Origin of the sequence: Brevibacillus parabrevis (assembly GCF_022701015.1) — a bacterium.
In the GTDB taxonomy this organism is placed as follows: Bacteria; Bacillota; Bacilli; order Brevibacillales; family Brevibacillaceae; genus Brevibacillus; species Brevibacillus parabrevis.
The window spans coordinates 4137371-4155732 of sequence record NZ_CP064090.1 but is presented as its reverse complement, the minus strand read 5'-3'; the positions used below and the strand labels follow the sequence as shown (position 1 = coordinate 4155732).

Genomic DNA, 18362 nt, shown 5'->3' with positions numbered 1-18362 from the left:
TATGGACGAAAACCAGAGATTGGCAATAGAGAAATGAGAGAGATTATCACTACGAAAATTGAACATGCCAAGCTTGACTCCTACGATATATTGAGGTAAAGTAAGTTTTACCAACTACATATTGATGCGGACAGGTGTTTACCACGCTATATTTGGTAGACTTAATAGGGAAGTCGGTGAGATTCCGACGCGGTCCCGCCACTGTGATGAGAGAGTTCCATTTGCTTGTGATCGCCACTGATTGAGCCAATCGGGAAGGCCAAATGGAGCAATGACCCCAAGCCAGGAGACCTGCCTGACTGCAAGCACTGTGTAACCTACGGAAGATAGGGAAGTGTTCGAGCGCTCCATTCGTTTGTCATGCTGAATGGATACGATGGGAATCATCATGCGCATTCGACATTTTGGCGTCGAATGCGCTTTTACTTTGGCTAAAAAGTATACAATTGCAGTAAAGGATGAGGGACATGATAATCGCTTTTGATTCAAAAACAGGAAACGTGAGACGATTCGTAAACAAAATCGATCTGCCGCGCGTGGAAATCGATCCGGAGATGGTGCTAGACGAGCCGTTCATCCTGGTGACGTACACGACAGGCTTCGGGCAGGTGCCAGAGAAGGTGGACCGTTTCCTGAAGCGAAATCATGTCTATTTGCGCGGAGTGTCTGCCAGCGGCAATCGCAACTGGGGCACCAGCTTTGCCAAAAGCGCAGATACAATCGCGATCCAGTATGGCGTTCCGGTGATTTCCAAGTTTGAATTGTCCGGTACCGGCCGTGACGTGGAACAATTTACGAGTGGGGTGGCAGCAATTGCGGCACATTGAATTGAACAACCAACTAATGCAGCGTGGAAACGACGGGTTTTACCAATTGGAAAAAGACAGAGAGGCAGTCGCCGTCTTCATGGAGGAAGTGCAGGCGAAGACCATGACCTTCAACAGTGTCAAAGAGCGGATGGACTATTTGATCCAGCATGATTTTTATGAAAATGTGTATGAGGACTACACCGTTGAACAGGTCGACGAAGTTTTCCGACTGGCGCATGACACTGGTTTTCAATTCGCGTCGTACATGGCCATCTCCAAGTTTTACAAAGACTACGCTCTGAAAACGGACGACAAGTCCACGTATTTGGAGCAGTACCCGGATCGGGTAGCGATTGTTGCTCTCTCGCTCGGCCGCGGAGACTTCGAGCTTGCGAAGCGCCTGACTGTTTCCATGATGGAACAGCGTCTCCAGCCGGCTACACCGACATTCCTCAATGCAGGGAAAAGCCGCCGCGGGGAAATGGTCTCCTGCTTCTTGCTGGAAATGGACGACTCCCTGAACTCGATCAACTACGTGCTCGGAACTTGCATGCAGCTCTCGAAAATCGGCGGCGGCGTAGCGGTCAATCTGTCCAAGCTTCGCGGGCGGGGAGAGCCGATCAAAGGCGTCGAGGGCGCAGCCAAAGGCGTCATGCCTGTACTCAAGCTTTTGGAAGATGCGTTTTCCTACGCCGACCAGATGGGACAGCGCAAAGGCTCCGGGGCAGCTTATTACAACATTTTTGGCTGGGACATCAACGAGTTTCTCGATTGCAAAAAGATCAACGCTGACGAAAAATCGCGGATCAAGACATTGTCGATCGGCCTGATTGTGCCGAATGTGTTTTACAAGCTGGCAGAGGAGAACAAGCCTCTGACCGTGTTCGCTCCTTATTCGGTCTACAAGGAATACGGCGTTCATCTGGATGATCTGGATCTCGATCAGATGTACGACGAGTTGGTCGCAAACGAGCGCATCAAGAAAAAGATCGTCATGAGCGCCCGCGAGATGCTTACCAAGATCGCGATGATCCAGATGGAATCGGGCTATCCGTACATCATGAACAAGACGAATGCGAACAAAAACCACGCGCTCAAAGATATTGGAGCGGTCAAAATGTCCAACCTGTGCACGGAAATTTTCCAGTTGCAGGAGACTACCACGATCACGAATTACGGCGAGGAAGACATCATCCGCCGCGACATCAGCTGCAATCTGGCTTCCCTGAACATCGTCAACGTGATGGAGCACAAAAAAATCCGTGAATCCGTGCGCGAAGGCATCGAAGCGATTACGTCCGTCAGCGATGTAACCCGTGTGGAAAATGCGCCGGGCGTGCAAAAAGCGAACCGCGAGCTGCACTCTGTCGGATTGGGTGCGATGAACCTCAACGGCTACCTCGCGAAAAACAAAATCGCGTATGAGAGTGAAGAAGCAAAAGATTTTGCCCGCACGTTCTTCATGATGATGAACTTTTACTCGCTGGAGATGAGCGCCGAGATTGCCAAGGCAAAAGGGGAAACCTTCATGGGCTTTGAGCAGTCGGAGTACGCCAAGGGCACTTATTTTGACAAATATCTCGCAACCGATTACCGTCCGCGTACGGAAAAAGGCAAGCAGCTGTTCGAGGGCGTGCACATTCCGACGCCAGAGGACTGGGCTTCTCTCAAGCAAAAAGTGCAGGAGAACGGGCTGTATCATGCCTATCGTCTGGCGATTGCTCCGACACAGAGCATTTCCTACATTCAGAATGCGACATCGAGCGTAATGCCGATCGTGGAGCATATCGAGACGAGAACGTATGCGAACTCGACCACGTACTACCCGATGCCGTACTTGACGCAAGAGAACTATTTTTACTACAAGTCTGCCTATGTGATCGACCAGTTCAAAGTCATCGATCTGATTGCCGAAATCCAGGAGCATGTGGATCAAGGGATTTCTACCGTGCTGCACGTCAACAGCAACATCTCGACAAGAGAGCTGGCTCGCTACTATATTTACGCGGCGAAAAAAGGCTTGAAGTCGCTCTACTACACGCGCACCAAGCATCTGACGGTAGAAGAGTGCATTAGCTGCGCCGTTTAACAACAGATGTAGGTCATTGGAACAAGTTGATAGAGAAGAGGAACGCCTTATGAAAGCAGTCAATTGGAACAGGCCGGACGACGATTTTACGATGACGTTTTGGAATCAGAACATCATGCAGTTCTGGACCGATGACGAGATTCCGCTGTCGGACGACAAAATGTCCTGGATGGAGCTGAGCGCTACCGAGCGGGACACGTATAAAAAAGTGCTCGGTGGCCTTACCTTGCTCGATACGGTGCAAGGCGGCGTCGGGATGCCGAAAATCATGGAGCATGTGGACGGATTGCAGCGAAAAGCCGTCCTGGCTTTCATGGGCATGATGGAGCAAATTCACGCCAAGTCTTACAGCAGCATTTTCACGACTTTGGCTGCCACCGAAGAAATCGACGAGATTTTTGCCTGGGTGGAGCGCAATCCGCATCTGCAAAAGAAAGCGGCGTTGATCTCGCAACGTTATCAAAGCATCGAGACAGCGAAAGACTTGTACATGGCGATGGTTGCCTCTGTTTTTCTGGAAAGCTATTTGTTTTACAGCGGCTTCTTCTACCCGCTCTTTTTGGCTGGACAGGGCAAGATGACGAGCAGTGGCGAGATCATCGACCTGATTGTGCGCGACGAAAGCATTCACGGACTGTACGTCGGCGTGCTTGCGCAAGAAGTGTATCAACGCCTCAGCGTCGTCGAGCAGACAGCTGTGAAAGAGGAGCTGTACGCGTTGTTACACGAGCTGCATGAGAACGAAGAGGCGTATACCGTGTCTCTATATACGGAAATTGGCTTGGCGGACGAAGTGCTGGCTTACGTGCGTTACAACGCGAACAAAGCGTTGATGAACCTGGGACTGGACCCGTTCTTCCCGGAGGAAGAAGTCAATCCGATCGTTTTGAACGGGATTCGGACGCATACGAAGCAGCATGATTTCTTCTCGAAAAAAGGAAATGGCTATGTCCGCACGCTCAACGTCGAGCCGCTGACAGATGATGATTTCCGCTTTGAGTAAAAAGTTAAACGTATGTTTAAAAAGACTGCCGCTCATTGGCAGTCTTTTTTCGATTCCGATCCGAAAATGCGCCAGTAGAATATACGTGAGGTTTGCTCGATAAATAATATTTTAATAGATGGGAAGGAAATGAATCGCCTATTTTCAATATCTTTTCATTTATATTTATGTTATAAATAAATGACGTAACGAGCTGTTTTACTTCTGGTTGTCCAGATAGAATCGTGATCAGCGCGGAAGTGGCAAGCGAGAAGCGATCTGGTCATCGATTACCGATTTGGTCGACTGATTTATCTGACAATTATTCCCGCTCGATCTGATCCCGGTTGTTGGGGCATGAGCGGGCGGAGTGATTGTGTGAATTTTTTCACTAATCAGAGGGTTGCTGAAAAGCACCTTTGCTTTGGAATTACAGGAGGGTTTGTGTCATGCATCAAAAAGGTTCTTCTTCGTTCATCCTCATCATCGGCTTTATGCTGTTCGCTCTGTTCTTCGGAGCGGGGAATCTGATTTTTCCACCAATGCTGGGGCAAATGGCTGGAACGAACGTATGGACGGCCAATGCGGGCTTCCTGGTGACGGGAGTCGGGCTGCCGCTGCTCGCAATTATCGCGTTGGTTTATTCGGGAATGGATGATTTGCGTTCGTTGGCGAGTCGTGTGCATCCGGTATTTGGTCTTGTGTTTACGATTTTGCTCTACTTGGCAATCGGGCCGTTTTTCGCTATTCCGCGATCCGGGAACGTCTCGTTTGAGATCGGAATCAAGCCATTTTTGTCCGAGCAAGCTGGTCCGGTTCCACTGATCGTCTTCACCGTCTTGTTCTTTACACTCGCTTGCCTGTTATCTCTCAATCCTGGAAAAATTATCAATGTAGTCGGAAAAGTCTTGACACCGATCAAGCTGACTTTTATCGGCGTGATTGTGTTGACGGCGATTTTGTTCCCGATTGGCGCGCTGCAAGCACCTGTGACGGATTATCAGTCCAAAGCGTTTTACAAAGGCTTTCAGGACGGCTATTTAACCTTGGACGCTTTGGGGGCATTTGTGTTTGGAATCATCATCGTGAATGCGATCAAGCAAAGAGGCATCACGGCGAAAAAGCAAATTTTGCTCACGTGCGCAAAAGCAACGATGATCGCGGGCGCACTCCTGGCGTTCTTCTACACGGTGCTTGCCTATATGGGCGCTTCCAGTGTGGAGAAGCTTGGTCATCTGGAAAACGGGGCGCAAATTTTGGCCAAGGTGTCCAATTACTACTTCGGCTCTTACGGCGCCGTTTTGCTCGGCCTCATGATTACGATCGCATGCCTGACCACCAGCGTCGGTCTCATTACAGCTTGCTCTTCGTTTTTCCATTCGCTGTTTCCGGCGATCTCGTATAAAAAGTTTGCCGTCATTCTGGCTGTGTTCAGTACACTCGTCGCCAATATCGGCTTGACGGCGCTGATCAAAGTGTCGGTTCCGATCTTGATGACCATGTACCCGATTGCGATTTCCCTCGTCTTTTTAACGTTTATGCACAAAGGATTTGGCGGACGACCAGAGGTGTATCAGGGAAGCTTGCTCGCTACTTTTCTGATCAGCCTGTTTGACGGACTGAACGCGGCAGGTGCCCAGCTTCCCGTCATCAACGACTTCTTTACTCGCTACTTGCCGATGTATACGATCGGGCTTGGCTGGATGCTGCCCGCTGTTGCAGGCGCTGTGATCGGCTACACTATTTACATGATTCGCAAACCTTCTCTGCGGGCACAGGAGCTGCGACTGACCAAGCAATAAACCGGAAAGCTGGCAGAGTAGAGGCAATCAGGCTGAACTTTGAAATAATTTTGGTGAGTGGAAATAGTTTAGCATGACAAAAACTGGTTTACGTGTTACTGTAAGGAGAAAGGTGCTCTTTTGCTAGATGCGAGAGCACATGCACTCATACCGACAATTTCATATGAGTGGGAACAGGTTCCTTGGCCGCGAAAATCGGCGCAAGGATGAAAAGGGAAGTCGGTGAGAATCCGACACGGTCCCGCCACTGTATGAGGGGAGTTTGCACAGCGATAAGCCACTGGTCGAGACGGACTGGGAAGGCGTTGTGCAGATCGTGATCCTCAAGTCAGGAGACCTGCCTGTTTCGACAACACTGCTTAACCTACGGGAGATAGGGAGGTGTTAGGATGCTGTGATCTCAGTGCTTATTTGGCATTTCTAACGTTCTTTTTGACCGTTGGAAGTGCCTTTTTTGATTGGCTTTACAAATACCTTCAATGGATGGGAGAGAAAGCTCATGAAAAGCAGCAACCTGGGATATCCGCGAATCGGCAAAGACCGGGAGTGGAAAAAAGCATTGGAGTCCTTTTGGGCAGGCAAATTGGAAGAGTCAGCGTTTCTTGCGCAAATGGAGCAAATCCGCCAGCAGCATCTGATCAAGCAAAAAGACAAAGGCATCGAGTGGATTCCCGTCAACGACTTTACTTACTACGATCACATGCTGGACATGGCTGTCATGTTCGGACTCGTTCCGAAGCGTTTTGCCTATGATGGCGGCCCGGTACCGCTCGATACGTACTTCGCCATGGCGCGCGGCAACAAAGAAGCTGTCGCAAGCGAAATGACCAAGTGGTTCAATACGAACTATCACTACATCGTTCCTGAGTTTGGCGAACGCCCGCCAGTGCTGGCAGAGAACAGGCCGCTGAAAGCGTACCTGGAGGCCAGGGATCAGCTGGGCATCGTCGGGAAGCCGGTGATTGTCGGGCCGTACACGTTTGTCAAGCTGGCGAAAGGATATGCGAAGGACGAGTTCGAACGCGTTGTCGATCAGATCGTGCCGCTTTACGTGGACGTGCTTCGTGAACTCGAACTGCATGGCGTGGAATGGGTGCAAATCGATGAGCCGGCTTTCGTCCAAGATATTTCCGAGCAGGACAGAGCGCTTATTCGCCGGGTGTACGAACAGTTCAGTCAGGCGCTGCCACACCTCAAGCTGATGGTTCAGACGTATTTCGAAGCGGTGGATTGGTACGAGGAGCTGATCGCGCTGCCAGTGGAAGGCTTGGGCCTGGACTTTGTCCACGGAGGAAAAGCGAATTTGGCCAACCTGACGGCACATGGCTTCCCGCAGGAAAAAGTGCTCGGCGCAGGAATCGTCGATGGCCGCAACATTTGGCGCTCGGCCCTGGAGGAAAAGTGGGAGCTGGTCAAGACGATCAGCAATGTGGTCGACCCGGACCGAATTTGGCTACAGCCATCGAGCAGCCTGTTGCATGTTCCCGTCACTGTTGAAGCAGAAACCGATTTGCCTGGGGAAGTTCAAGCGGCATTAGCCTTTGCGGACGAAAAATTGGGAGAAGTGCAGCTTTTAGTCCAAGGATTCCGATTTGGAAAGTATGTTATATCGAAGGAAATTGCCCAGAACGAAAAGGACTTGCTCCGCCTGGCCGAGTCTCCGGCGAGAAACCGGGAGAAAGTACAGCAGGCTCGAAAAGCGCTGGAGACGACAGAAGCCAAACGCGACGTGCCGTTCCACGAGCGCCGCGATATCCAGCAAGCCGCCTGGAAGCTGCCGCTTTTGCCTACAACGACGATCGGCAGTTTCCCGCAGACGGCAGAGGTTCGTCAGGCCAGACAGCAGTACAAAAAAGGGAACTGGACAGTCGAGCAGTACGATGCCTTCATCGCGGAGCAAATCAAGCAGTGGATTGCGATTCAGGAAGAGATCGGGCTGGACGTGCTTGTCCACGGCGAGTTTGAACGGACAGACATGGTCGAATATTTCGGGGAAAAGCTCGACGGCTTCGTCTTCACGAAAAATGGCTGGGTTCAGTCGTACGGTTCCCGTTGCGTCAAGCCACCTGTCATCTACGGCGATGTGCAGTTCGTCGCTCCCATGACCGTCAAAGAGAGCGTATACGCCAAGTCGTTGACGGAAAAACCAGTAAAAGGCATGCTGACAGGCCCGGCGACCATTTTGAACTGGTCATTTGTCCGCGATGACGTGTCCCGCCAAGAGGTGTGCGAACAGATCGCCCTGGCGCTGCAAGCAGAAGTGGAGGCGCTGGAAGCGGCGGGAATCCGCATGATTCAGGTGGATGAGCCTGCGCTGCGGGAAGGCTTGCCGCTCAAGCAGGCAGACAGGGCGGCGTATCTGGACTGGGCCGTCAAATCGTTCCGCGTGGCTACCTCGACAGTTGCCGCGAGCACGCAAATTCACACGCATATGTGCTATTGCGAATTTCACGACTTCATCGACGTCATCAGCGAGCTGGATGCCGACGTCATCTCGATCGAGACGTCCCGCAGCCACGGCGAGCTTGTCTCCGTCTTCGAGACTTGCACGTACGATAAAGGAATCGGCCTGGGCGTATACGACATCCACAGCCCGCGCGTTCCAGCTGTCGCGGAGATCGAAGAGATGGTGTCGCGCGGCGTGCAAGTATTGCCGCCAGCCCAATTCTGGATCAACCCGGATTGCGGTCTGAAGACGCGCGGAAGAGCAGAGACAGTGGAAGCTTTGAAAAACATGGTGGCGGCGACGCATGCTGTGCGTGACCGTTTGACACAAAAAGCATAATCGTATGATGGCAACGAGAGGAGCAGCACAGATGGCAACAGAAGCATGCCCGACCGGACAATCCCGAACCTATTTGACTGATCTCGTGTTCCCGCCGGATACGAACCATCACAATACGATTTTTGGCGGAAAAGTCATGGCGTACGTCGACAAAATCGCCTGCATAGCGGCGATGCGTCATTGCCGGAAGCCCGTCGTCACTGCTTCCAGCGATTCCTTTGATTTTCTCGCGCCGATCAAAACGGGCGAAGCGATCAATCTGGAAGCATACGTCACCTGGACACACAACACGTCGATGGAAGTGTTCGTCAAGGTCGAGTCGGAAAATTTGCTGACGGGCGAAAAGAAAATGACAGCGAGGGCGTACTTGACGATGATCGCGCTCGACGACCAAGGAAAGCCAACGTTAGTGCCGGCTGTCATTCCCGAGACGGAAGAAGAGCGCATCCAGCATGAAAAGGCAAAGCACCGCTACGCATTGAGAAAACAGCGCAAAGCGGAACAATAGAATTTTGCAGCAAAACCCTCACTGTGGTGGGGGTTTTTTGCTGGCACCGATTTATTTACTCACCTTCTTGTCTCTACTATAATAGGCGTAGGAAAAAAGTAGTAAATAATGGAGTGGAGGTTGGGCACAAACTTGCAAAACCAGAACGAAGCAGTTGCAGAGATTCACAAGAAAATCAGGACACTTTGGATCACCAGCGCCTTTTTCGGATTGATGTCACTGTTCGGCATCATGACGGGCAATTTTCTTCTGCTCCTGTTGGGGTTGGTGTTTGTTGTACCTGGCATTTGGGCGATTGGAAAATTTAAAAGAATGCTGCAAAACCAGCTTGCCGACTATCAGCCCGGAAAAGGGTTCTCGTTTTTTCGCAAGACAGGAGAACAAAAAATCAAAGTGATCACGTACACCCAAATTGGCATGGCTGGCTTGATTTTGTTCAGCCTGATCACAAAGCTTTCTGTCGGGCCTACGCTGTTTATCGGCCTTTCCGCGCTTGTTTACTTGCAGTTCGTAATGAAGCGCCGGATCAAGGTACATACGAAAATTGACGATGCCACCTTGTTTGAGCTGGAGGAAATCGGGATTATTACGCCAAAAGATATCGTGAAGGCGCTGTACAAAGATTTCGAGAGCTGGCGACATGTGCAGCCCAACAACAAAATCTTTTTGGTCAAACAGGACGCGCTCGTCTGCATCGTCATGCAGGAGCGGCACGAAGCCGTGCGGATGGAATGTCGGCTGCGCGATATCCAAAAGCTTGGCATCGTCGGCAGCGGAAAGAATGGCGAAGGCTTGCTTCTGCTGATCGGGACCGTCCATGATAACGCTGTTCGCCTGAAGCTGGACGGAAAAAGCTTTCAGGATTCCCCCGAAGAGTTTGTCTCGCATTTTTTGCAAGCGTTGGATGAAGCTCTTCAGACTGCTTCACCCGGTACACCCGCTCTTATTCGCGATGGGCGGATGATGCCGCGTCCCGAACTTCAGGAACACGCACCTAGTGAAAAGCCAAGGGTGGTCATTCGGGAAATTGAGCTTCCGTCAAGTGCGGCCAGCAACAACGACAGCGGGCAAGTACCGAGAAAGACAGGTGCGACAGGAAGGCAGTTGGACTTGTAGGAGGGAGAGCATGTTGGCGCAGTCATTGCGAGTCCATGAAATATGCAAGCAAAGCAGGGTAAACGGACCTGGCAACCGTGCTGTCGTCTGGGTGCAAGGCTGCTCCATTGGCTGCCGCGGCTGCTTTAATCCGAATACGCACCCGGACAAGCAAGGCGGTCGGCTCTATGAACCAGACTCTTTAGGGCAAGAACTGGGACGGCTGCCAGTTGACGGACTGACCGTTTCCGGAGGAGAACCGCTGGATCAGCCGGAGCAAGTAAGGCGGCTGGTTCAGTCGTTTCGCCAGGTTCACTCGGGCACCGTCCTTTTGTTCACAGGCTATACAGCGGAAGCAATTTTGCGTTGCGAGGAAAAGCGCAAAGCCTTGCTTCTGTTTGACGTGGCGATTGCGGGGCCTTATCAGGCGCAGTCGGAGGAGATTTGGCATGGCAAGAAACTGATTGTGCTGACGAACCGGATCACGCCGGAAGAGTTGATTCCCCAACGAAAAGTCGAACTGGTTCAAGGGGAGCGTTCCTTGCATCTGACTGGTTTTCCTACCGCGAATATTCAATCGAGCCTGTACACATGGCTGTAGGAGGAGTACATACATGCTGCAAGATTTTGTCAAGGAAGTGGAGTATCTGATTCGCGCCAGATACAGCATCCTGTACATTTTTACATCGGAAGAGGAGCGGGCGCTCGATGTGTTCCAAGGGATTGGCGCCAGCCTGAACAAGCGGATTGTGACATGGACAGCGACAAAAGGTCTTGTGCTGAACGGGGAAGAGCTTGACCACAAGAGCACAGATTTTCGCATCGCTCTGACGATGGCCGAAGATTTGGCGAAAGAGCCTACGCTGTTTTTATGGTTTGATCTGCACCCGCTGCTGCGCGGATCGCATGTAAACATCAGAACGTTTCGCGAATTTGCGCAAAAGACGCGGACAGGCTTCCCTTCCAATTCGATTATCATCGCTCCTTCCCTGGAAATTCCTGTAGAGCTGCAGCATGAGATCACGATTCTCGACCTCCCTCTGCCTGACCTGGATGAAGTAAAGCAAATCATCCGCAGCTTTACTGATGCGTACGTCGGCCGTCCGGGCGTCGTGATCGACCAATCCCCAGAAGTCATAGAAGCGCTTGCCCGGGCCGCCGTAGGTTTGGGGCGCAACGAGATCGAGAACTGTTTGGCGAAGGCGCTGGTAAAAAATCGCGGAATATCCGCAAGCGATGTCTCTACCATTTTGGAAGAGAAGAAGCAGATTGTGCGAAAATCGGGGGTTCTGGAATACATCTCGACAGAATCATTGAACCTGGAGCAGATCGGCGGACTGGAAAACTTGAAGCGCTGGCTGCTGAGACGAAAAGCGTCGTACTCGGAGGAAGCGAGACAGTTCGGCATCCAGTGGCCAAAAGGGGTCATGCTGGTCGGCGTTCCCGGTTGCGGAAAAAGCTTGTGTGCGAAAAGTGTGGCGGCTGCTTGGCAAATGCCGCTGCTCCGCCTGGACTTGGGACGGGTATTCGCGGGCATCGTCGGTTCGTCCGAAGCGAATATTCGCTCGGCGCTCATGATGTGTGAAGCCGTATCGCCGTCGATCGTCTGGATCGATGAAATCGAGAAAGGCTTGTCCGGCGTGGGCAGCGGTTTTTCCGACGGGGGAGTCGCCACGCGCATTTTTGGAACGTTGTTGACCTGGATGCAGGAGAAAAAGAGTCCTGTATTTGTCTTCGCGACTGCCAACAAGATCGAGCAGCTTCCAGCAGAGCTTTTGCGAAAAGGACGGTTTGACGAAATCTTTTTCGTGGACTTGCCTACACCGGAAGAGCGCGAAGAAATTCTCAAAATCCATCTGGAGCGACTGAAGCGCAACCCGGCCCGTTTTGACATCGATAAGCTCGTCGAAGTATCGGGCGAGAAATACTGGGGGGAAGGCATACGCCTGACGGGTGCCGAGATTGAGGCTTCGCTCCATGAAGGGCTGATCGATGCCTTTGCGAAGCGCAGTAATCCCGAGGAAAAAGATCGGGATATCGACACGGAAGATATTTTGCTGGCCATGCAGCGCACAGTTCCCTTGGCTAAAGCCAGGCGGGAGGAAATCGAGAAGCTGCGTTCGTGGGCAAAAGAGTTTGCCGTCCGCGCCAGCCTGGCAAGCCCAGCAAGCCCGGCAAATGCCATGGCAGATGGAGTCGCTCGCGAGGAGGCAGTCGGCAGAAATATCGATTTTTAGCCCGGGGAGGGATTCGCTTGAGCCACTGCACGACATTTTCGATGTCATTCCAGGACAAACGCACGCTTTTTCGAGCGTTGCGAACTTTGGGCTACCAGCCGGAGAACGTTGTCTGGACAGAATACAAAAACATGTTCAGTAAAGAATTGATGATTGGCGGAACTGTGCTCGGCAAGCTGCTGACCGGGTTCAAGGATGGGATTCACGTCTATTTCGAGGAGACAAAAGACGGGCTTATCCCTTACTTTGAATCGCATGATTTGTCGCCTGGCCTCCTTCGCCAGCGCTCCGCATCGCTGCTCTCCGAAATCAGGGAGGGGTATTTGCAGGGAACCGTCGAAGCTCTGCGCGACTCGATTGTGGCTGCGGGAGGAACGGTGACGGTAAGCGAGGAAAAGAGCGGGCAAGTGATTTCCTATGTGCTGACGATCGGAACAGATGCGCGGAAGCTGCGGATTTCCATGAACGAGCAGGGAACGGTTGAAGAAGCGGTCGAAGGCGTGCTGGGACGTTCCTGTGCGGAGTTGACGGAAGGAATCGAGCAAAAGCTCTCCAGCCCAAGCGAGCTGGAACGAACATGGACACATGAGTACAACGCGACAGTGGAAGATCAGCAGATTCAAATTTTGAGGTTATATTAGCACAACAGGCAACCGCAAGATCGCCGCACTCCATGCCGGATGCGACGGTCTTTTTCTTTTTCAATCAACTTTTGCCCGGTTGAAAAAGGAGGCGACATGCAAACCACCCCGGTTTTTCCGCCTGCAATCTTGCCTTGCGAAAAGTGCAATAACTCCTGTCAAAATGCGTTTTTTCGCTTCAAAATGAAGGATAAACTACATTTTCCAAGATGTATTGAAGTGAATTATTTCAAGATATATACTATTCTTGAAAATAGGTTCGCAAAGCAACCGCAAAGGAGTTTTCCGGCATGGATCAGCTCATAACGGAACGGATTCGCAAGCAGTATGGAAACTTGACAGCCAGCCAAAAAATCATCTCCAAAATCGCCCTCGAAAAGCCGAGCCTGCTCGCGATCCACACAGCCAAAAAAATCGCCGAGCTGACCAATACGAGCGAAGCGACGGTCATTCGTTTTTGCTACGCGCTAGGTTATTCCGGCTATACCGAGCTGCAGCAGGAGATCAAGAAATCGCTCTTGACCAGCGAGCAGACGAAAGGGCCGATCCAGAAGTACCGCGACACGGAGGCCGCACTGACGCGCAACAATTACGCCCACCAAGTCATGGAAACCGATATCGCCTACCTCCAGCAAGCTTTGCACCAGATCGACTACGAGTTGTTGCACCAGGCCGTGCAGAGCATCATTTCCGCCAACCGCATCGTTGTCGTCGGTTTTCGCTGGTGCCACATCCCGGCGAAGTGGCTGTTTTCTACCTTAAACGCGATCAAGGGCAACACCCATTTATACACAGGAGCGGTAGACAATGCCGACTATTTTTTGACCGAGCGGGATCAGGAGTGGCTTGTGATTGCGCTGTCCTTTCCTCGCCATCCGAGTGAAACAGTAGCGATGGTGAACTCGGCAAAAGCTTTGGGCGCGAAGGTGCTGGCGATTACCGAAGGCGAGCTGGCCCCGATCAGCCAGGCGGCAGACTTGTTGTTGAAAATCTCCACGCCGCAGCCGGTCGCCACCAGCGGCATGCCTACCTTGTTCTCTGTGCTGAATGCCCTTGTCAAAGGCGTCATGATCCACGACCCCGTCTCTGTGCAAAAAAGGCTCCAGCACTATGACGAAATCAGCTCGACGCTTTATTCGTTCGTGGGAGAGGGGGAGGACGACTTCACGATTTATTGAAACAGCCATTATGCGACCCATAAAGGAGGAACTTTTCATGTCTGTGCCTGTTTGGTTTGCAGCGACGGGAGATAGCTTCATCACCCGCGACCTGCCCTATCGAGACAATGCTTTTCGCGAGATTGCCAGCTTGCTTCAGCGCGCTGATGTGCGCATTGCCAATCTGGAGACGACCGTCCATGACAACGAAGGGTATCCGAGTGCGCAAAGCGGCGGAACCTGGGCCATGTCGCCGCCGTCATCGCTGCAAGTGATGAAAGACTACGGCTTCAACATGATCGGATGGGCGAACAATCACACCCTCGACTATTTGTACGGCGGGCTGGAAGCGACAGAGCGCCACCTGAACGAATACGGGTTTGTCCATGCCGGAGCTGGCAAAAATCTGGCGGAGGCTTCTGCTCCCCGCTATCTCGAATGCGAGTCGGCCCGAGTCGCGCTGATCGCGGCGACATCGACCTTTCATCCGTGGTGGGCGGCGGGAGAGCAGCGTGCAGACAGCATCGGACGGCCGGGCGTCAACCCGATGCGCTATGTCATGACCCATCATCTGCCGCCAGAAAAGCTCGCCCAACTGCAAGAGCTGGCGGATTCGACAGACATTAACGCTTTCAGCAAAGTGCTGATCGAGGAAGGCTTCATGAATCATCCGGGCAAAGACGTGTTTTTGTTCGGTGCCTCCCGGTTTATGGCAGGGGAAGAGGCGGGAACATCGACACAGCCGCACCCACGCGATCTGGACAGGATGGTCAGACGAATCGGGGAAGCGAAGCGGCGCGCGGATTACGTCGTCGTAAGCATCCACGCGCACGAGATGAAAGGCTTGGACAAAGAAGTGCCTGCCGACTTTTTGCCGACTTTTGCCAAAGCGTGCATCGACGCCGGGGCACACGCGGTCGTCGGACACGGCCCGCATCTGTTGCGCGGCATTGAAATCTACAAAAACCGCCCGATCTTCTACAGTCTGGGAGACTTCGTGTTCCAAACCGAGCTTGTCACTTCGCAGCCAGCGGACTTTTACGAGCAATACGGACTGGACCATTCGCACAACGTCGCTGATGCGCTGGAAGCGATGAGCGCTGGCTATACGCGCGGACTGTGCGTGCACAAAGAAGTGTGGCAGTCCGTCATCCCGCTTTGGAAAATGGAGGGTGGCGAGCTAAGCGAGCTGGAGCTGCACCCGATTGAACTCGGCTTCGAGGAGCCTGTCTACCGGATGGGCTGGCCGAGGTTGAGTGCAGATCCCGAGATATTGCAAGGACTGAAAACGATGAGTGAAGCGTATGGAACCGTGATTGAGATCGAGGATGGAATCGGCCGCGTGAGGTTGAGAAAAGACTGAGTAATTGCCTTGCCCCCACCTATTGGAATGGAGTGATTCAGATGATGGCGAGAATCACCATGATCATGCTGTTCGTGCTATACATGATTAACTACGCCGATAAAACGATTGCGGGTTATTCGGCTGTTCCTATTATGGCGGAATTTTCTTTGTCCCAGAAAGAATGGGGACTTGTCGGTAGCAGTTTCTTCTGGTTTTTCTCGATCGCTGGTATTTTGGGAGCGGCGTTGTCCGACCGGATCGGGACGAAAAAGATGCTCGCCATCATGGCCTTGTCCTGGACGGTTATCCAGTTTGGCGCCTACGCCATTGCCGGATTGCCGATGCTTGTGATCGCCAGGGTGTTGCTCGGAATTGGCGAAGGACCATTTTGGGCGACAGTCGTCAGCCACTTGAACAAATGGTTTCCCGAAGAAAAGCGCGGGCTTGTTTACTCCACGGTCAACTTCGGCGCGTTTGTAGGGGCAGTCGCTTCGGCACCGCTCATCGTTTCGCTCATTGACAGCAACGGATGGCGGTTTGCCTGGGCGTTCATGGGTGCGCTCAGCCTGATCTGGCTTTTGATCTGGCTGTGGGTCGGCAAAGACAGGCCGCAAGTCAGCATCGAGGCGGCGAAGACTGTGCAAGCACTGCCCAAGGCAAAATGGTCGGACTTATCCAAAGTTTTTCTGTCATCCACCTTTTTGTTCAGCTTTTTGATTTATTTCGCACAAATGTGGGGCACAACCTTTGCCGCTGTGTGGGAACCTGTCTACCTGGTGCAAGTGATTCACCTGACGAATCAACAAATGGCTTACGCGATTGCTGGCATGGGACTTTTGGCCGGATTGATGACGATCTTGATCTCCTGGACAGGCGATCGTCTGTACAAAAAACATCGGAGTTATCGCAAATCGTACGTGCTGGTGGGAGGAGCGTCCATCATCCTGGGCGGAATTTGCTTCTACGCCGTGACGCTGGTACAGTCTTTGCCGCTCGTGCTGATTGCGCTTTGCTTGGGAAAAGGGTTTGCTTTTTCCGTAGGGACGGCTGCCTCTGTCATCGTCAGCAGCATGTTGCCGGAGCGCACAGGTTTGCTGGTGGGCACGCTCTCCAGCCTCGTTACGCTCGCCGGAATCATTTCTCCGCTCGTCACAGGCTCGATTGTGCAAGCAGCGCCCAATGTGGGCATCGGTTTTGGCCAGGCGATGATCGTAAATGCCTTGTTGTTTGTCGGTTGCGGCGTGCTGTTCCTGCTCTTTGCCAAACGGGAAGAAAACAAGACAGCGACAGCAGCGCAAATCCCCACGATTTCCTAAAAGAAAAGCTTTATCATGCTCGTCTCAGGTGTTAAAATTTTCTGAAAAGGGGGTAGATGAGCGATGTATCATTTGAACGAAAATTTGCTGCAAAGCGCGCAAAATTTCCCAGACCATCCCGCCTACATATTTTTGGGGGAGACGACTACCTTCCAGGAGCTGAACCGCCGGGTCGATGAGCTGGCGCAAGGCTTGTCCAAGCTCGGGATTGGCAAGGGAGACGCTGTAGCGCTGATCATGGACAATCGACCCGATTTTGTAAGCGCTTACTACGCGATTTTGCGCGTGGGTGCGGCCGTTGTCCCGATGAACCCGATCTACACGCCGCGAGAAATCAGCTTCATTCTCGCCAACAGCCAGACAAAAGCGGTCATTGCCCTCGCTGCGCTCGAACCTGTCCTGACACCCCTGAAGGAACAACTGGAGCATTTGACACATCTCATCTACAACGAAGCGACAGGCGACGAGCTGACGTTGGCGCAGGTAGCACAAGCGGGAGACGGCAGCTTTGTGGAGCCGGAGCGAAACGAAGACGATTTGGCGGTCATTTTGTACACGTCCGGTACGACCGGGCAGCCAAAAGGGGCAATGCTGTCCCACCGCAACATGGCCTCCAACGCAGAGGCGATGGGAATTTTGTTCGAGCTGATCCCGGAAGATCGGGTAGTCGCGGTATTGCCGATGTTCCACGTCTTTTGCATGACGGTGTGCCTGAACGGTCCGATTCGCTACGGAGCGGCGATGATCATCATTCCGCGTTTCCACCCTGTCGAAGTGGTCAATACGATCCGCGAGCAACAGGCGACCTGCTTTGCCGGGGTGCCGACGATGTACAATTACATGCTGCAACTGCCGCATGCGACGAAGGAAGATTTCGCTTCGATCCGTCTCTGCTGCTCGGGTGGCGCATCGATGCCTGTCGAGCTGCTGCACAAATTCGAAGCCAAGTACGAAGTGAAGGTACTGGAAGGCTACGGGCTGTCCGAAGCTGCTCCGGCAACAGCCTTCAACCCGCTGCGCGGCACGAGAAAGCCCGGTTCGGTCGGGATAAACTTGCCGCATGTCTTGAACAAGGTCGTCGACCCGGAAGGCAACGAATTGCCGAGGGGCGAGGTAGGCGAGCTGGCTGTGCAAGGGCCGAATGTCATGCTCGGCTACCTGGGGCTGCCGGAAGATACGAAGGCCGCGCTCAAGGACGGCTGGCTGTACACAGGGGATATGGCGCGGATGGACGAGGAGGGGTATGTCTACATCGTCGACCGCAAAAAGGACATGATTCTCGTCGATGGCTACAACGTCTATCCGCGTGAAGTGGAGGAAGTGCTGTACCAGCACCCTGCCGTGATCGAGGCGGCGGTCATCGGAGTTCCCGACGAGGTGCACGGCGAAGCGGTCAAAGCTTTTGTCGCGCTAAAAGAAGTGGCGGTTTCGCAGGAAGACATCGTCGCCTTTTGCCAGGATAAGCTGGCGAAATACAAGGTGCCGCGCCAGGTGGAAATCGTGCCGGAGCTTCCGAAAAACACCACAGGCAAAATTTTGCGCCGTTCCTTGCGCAAGTAAAACGATACGAAAAAACCAGACCCACGTCGAAGTGAG

General features: G+C 52.7%; 14 protein-coding genes and 2 riboswitches. All 14 genes read left to right on the top strand.

Going from position 1 to position 18362, the window contains the following annotated elements:
• Window positions 1–115 precede the first annotated feature (115 nt).
• A riboswitch (cobalamin riboswitch) is annotated at window positions 116–313 on the top strand.
• A gap of 154 nt (window positions 314–467) precedes the next feature.
• The 14 genes from nrdI (at window position 468) to IRJ17_RS18720 (ending at window position 18326) form a co-directional block, all read left to right on the top strand.
• A complete protein-coding gene (gene nrdI / locus IRJ17_RS18785; protein WP_173595946.1) occupies window positions 468–827 on the top strand; it encodes a class Ib ribonucleoside-diphosphate reductase assembly flavoprotein NrdI in 360 nt (119 codons plus the stop codon).
• Complete coding sequence (gene nrdE, locus IRJ17_RS18780) at window positions 814–2898, top strand: class 1b ribonucleoside-diphosphate reductase subunit alpha (protein ID WP_063231041.1); 2085 nt, start codon at window positions 814–816, stop codon at window positions 2896–2898. Before nrdI ends, nrdE begins: the two co-directional genes overlap by 14 nt.
• A 49-nt stretch (window positions 2899–2947) precedes the next feature.
• A complete protein-coding gene (nrdF, locus tag IRJ17_RS18775) occupies window positions 2948–3901 on the top strand; it encodes a class 1b ribonucleoside-diphosphate reductase subunit beta (RefSeq protein ID WP_122963319.1) in 954 nt (317 codons plus the stop codon).
• Between the two features lie 428 nt (window positions 3902–4329).
• Window positions 4330–5682 carry a branched-chain amino acid transport system II carrier protein gene (gene brnQ / locus IRJ17_RS18770; protein ID WP_122963318.1) on the top strand — a complete coding sequence of 451 codons (1353 nt, stop codon included), beginning with the start codon at window positions 4330–4332 and terminating at the stop codon, window positions 5680–5682.
• Window positions 5683–5840: 158 nt separating this feature from the next.
• A riboswitch (cobalamin riboswitch) is annotated at window positions 5841–6041 on the top strand.
• Between the two features lie 140 nt (window positions 6042–6181).
• On the top strand, window positions 6182–8467 hold the full coding sequence (gene metE, locus IRJ17_RS18765; protein ID WP_242771504.1) for a 5-methyltetrahydropteroyltriglutamate--homocysteine S-methyltransferase: 2286 nt from the start codon (window positions 6182–6184) through the stop codon (window positions 8465–8467).
• Window positions 8468–8498: 31 nt separating this feature from the next.
• The gene (locus IRJ17_RS18760; protein ID WP_229049910.1) at window positions 8499–8975 is read left to right on the top strand and encodes an acyl-CoA thioesterase; all 477 of its coding nucleotides are present in this window, start codon (window positions 8499–8501) and stop codon (window positions 8973–8975) included.
• Between the two features lie 132 nt (window positions 8976–9107).
• Window positions 9108–10091 carry a hypothetical protein gene (locus IRJ17_RS18755; RefSeq protein WP_173595950.1) on the top strand — a complete coding sequence of 328 codons (984 nt, stop codon included), beginning with the start codon at window positions 9108–9110 and terminating at the stop codon, window positions 10089–10091.
• A 10-nt stretch (window positions 10092–10101) separates the two neighbouring features.
• The gene (locus IRJ17_RS18750; protein ID WP_173595951.1) at window positions 10102–10671 is read left to right on the top strand and encodes a 4Fe-4S single cluster domain-containing protein; all 570 of its coding nucleotides are present in this window, start codon (window positions 10102–10104) and stop codon (window positions 10669–10671) included.
• A 13-nt stretch (window positions 10672–10684) separates the two neighbouring features.
• Entirely contained in the window at window positions 10685–12307 is a 1623-nt protein-coding gene (locus IRJ17_RS18745) for an AAA family ATPase (RefSeq protein ID WP_242771502.1), read from the top strand.
• Between the two features lie 17 nt (window positions 12308–12324).
• On the top strand, window positions 12325–12948 hold the full coding sequence (locus IRJ17_RS18740; protein WP_122963313.1) for a DUF2997 domain-containing protein: 624 nt from the start codon (window positions 12325–12327) through the stop codon (window positions 12946–12948).
• Window positions 12949–13238: 290 nt separating this feature from the next.
• Window positions 13239–14126, top strand: coding sequence for a MurR/RpiR family transcriptional regulator (locus IRJ17_RS18735; protein ID WP_063231037.1), 888 nt, complete (start codon window positions 13239–13241; stop codon window positions 14124–14126).
• 37 nt (window positions 14127–14163) lie between these two features.
• Window positions 14164–15468 (top strand): CapA family protein, encoded by a 1305-nt coding sequence (locus IRJ17_RS18730; protein WP_122963311.1) that lies wholly within the window; start codon window positions 14164–14166, stop codon window positions 15466–15468.
• A gap of 41 nt (window positions 15469–15509) precedes the next feature.
• The gene (locus tag IRJ17_RS18725) at window positions 15510–16766 is read left to right on the top strand and encodes an MFS transporter (RefSeq protein WP_122963310.1); all 1257 of its coding nucleotides are present in this window, start codon (window positions 15510–15512) and stop codon (window positions 16764–16766) included.
• A 63-nt stretch (window positions 16767–16829) separates the two neighbouring features.
• Entirely contained in the window at window positions 16830–18326 is a 1497-nt protein-coding gene (locus IRJ17_RS18720; protein WP_173595954.1) for a long-chain-fatty-acid--CoA ligase, read from the top strand.
• Window positions 18327–18362 lie beyond the last annotated feature (36 nt).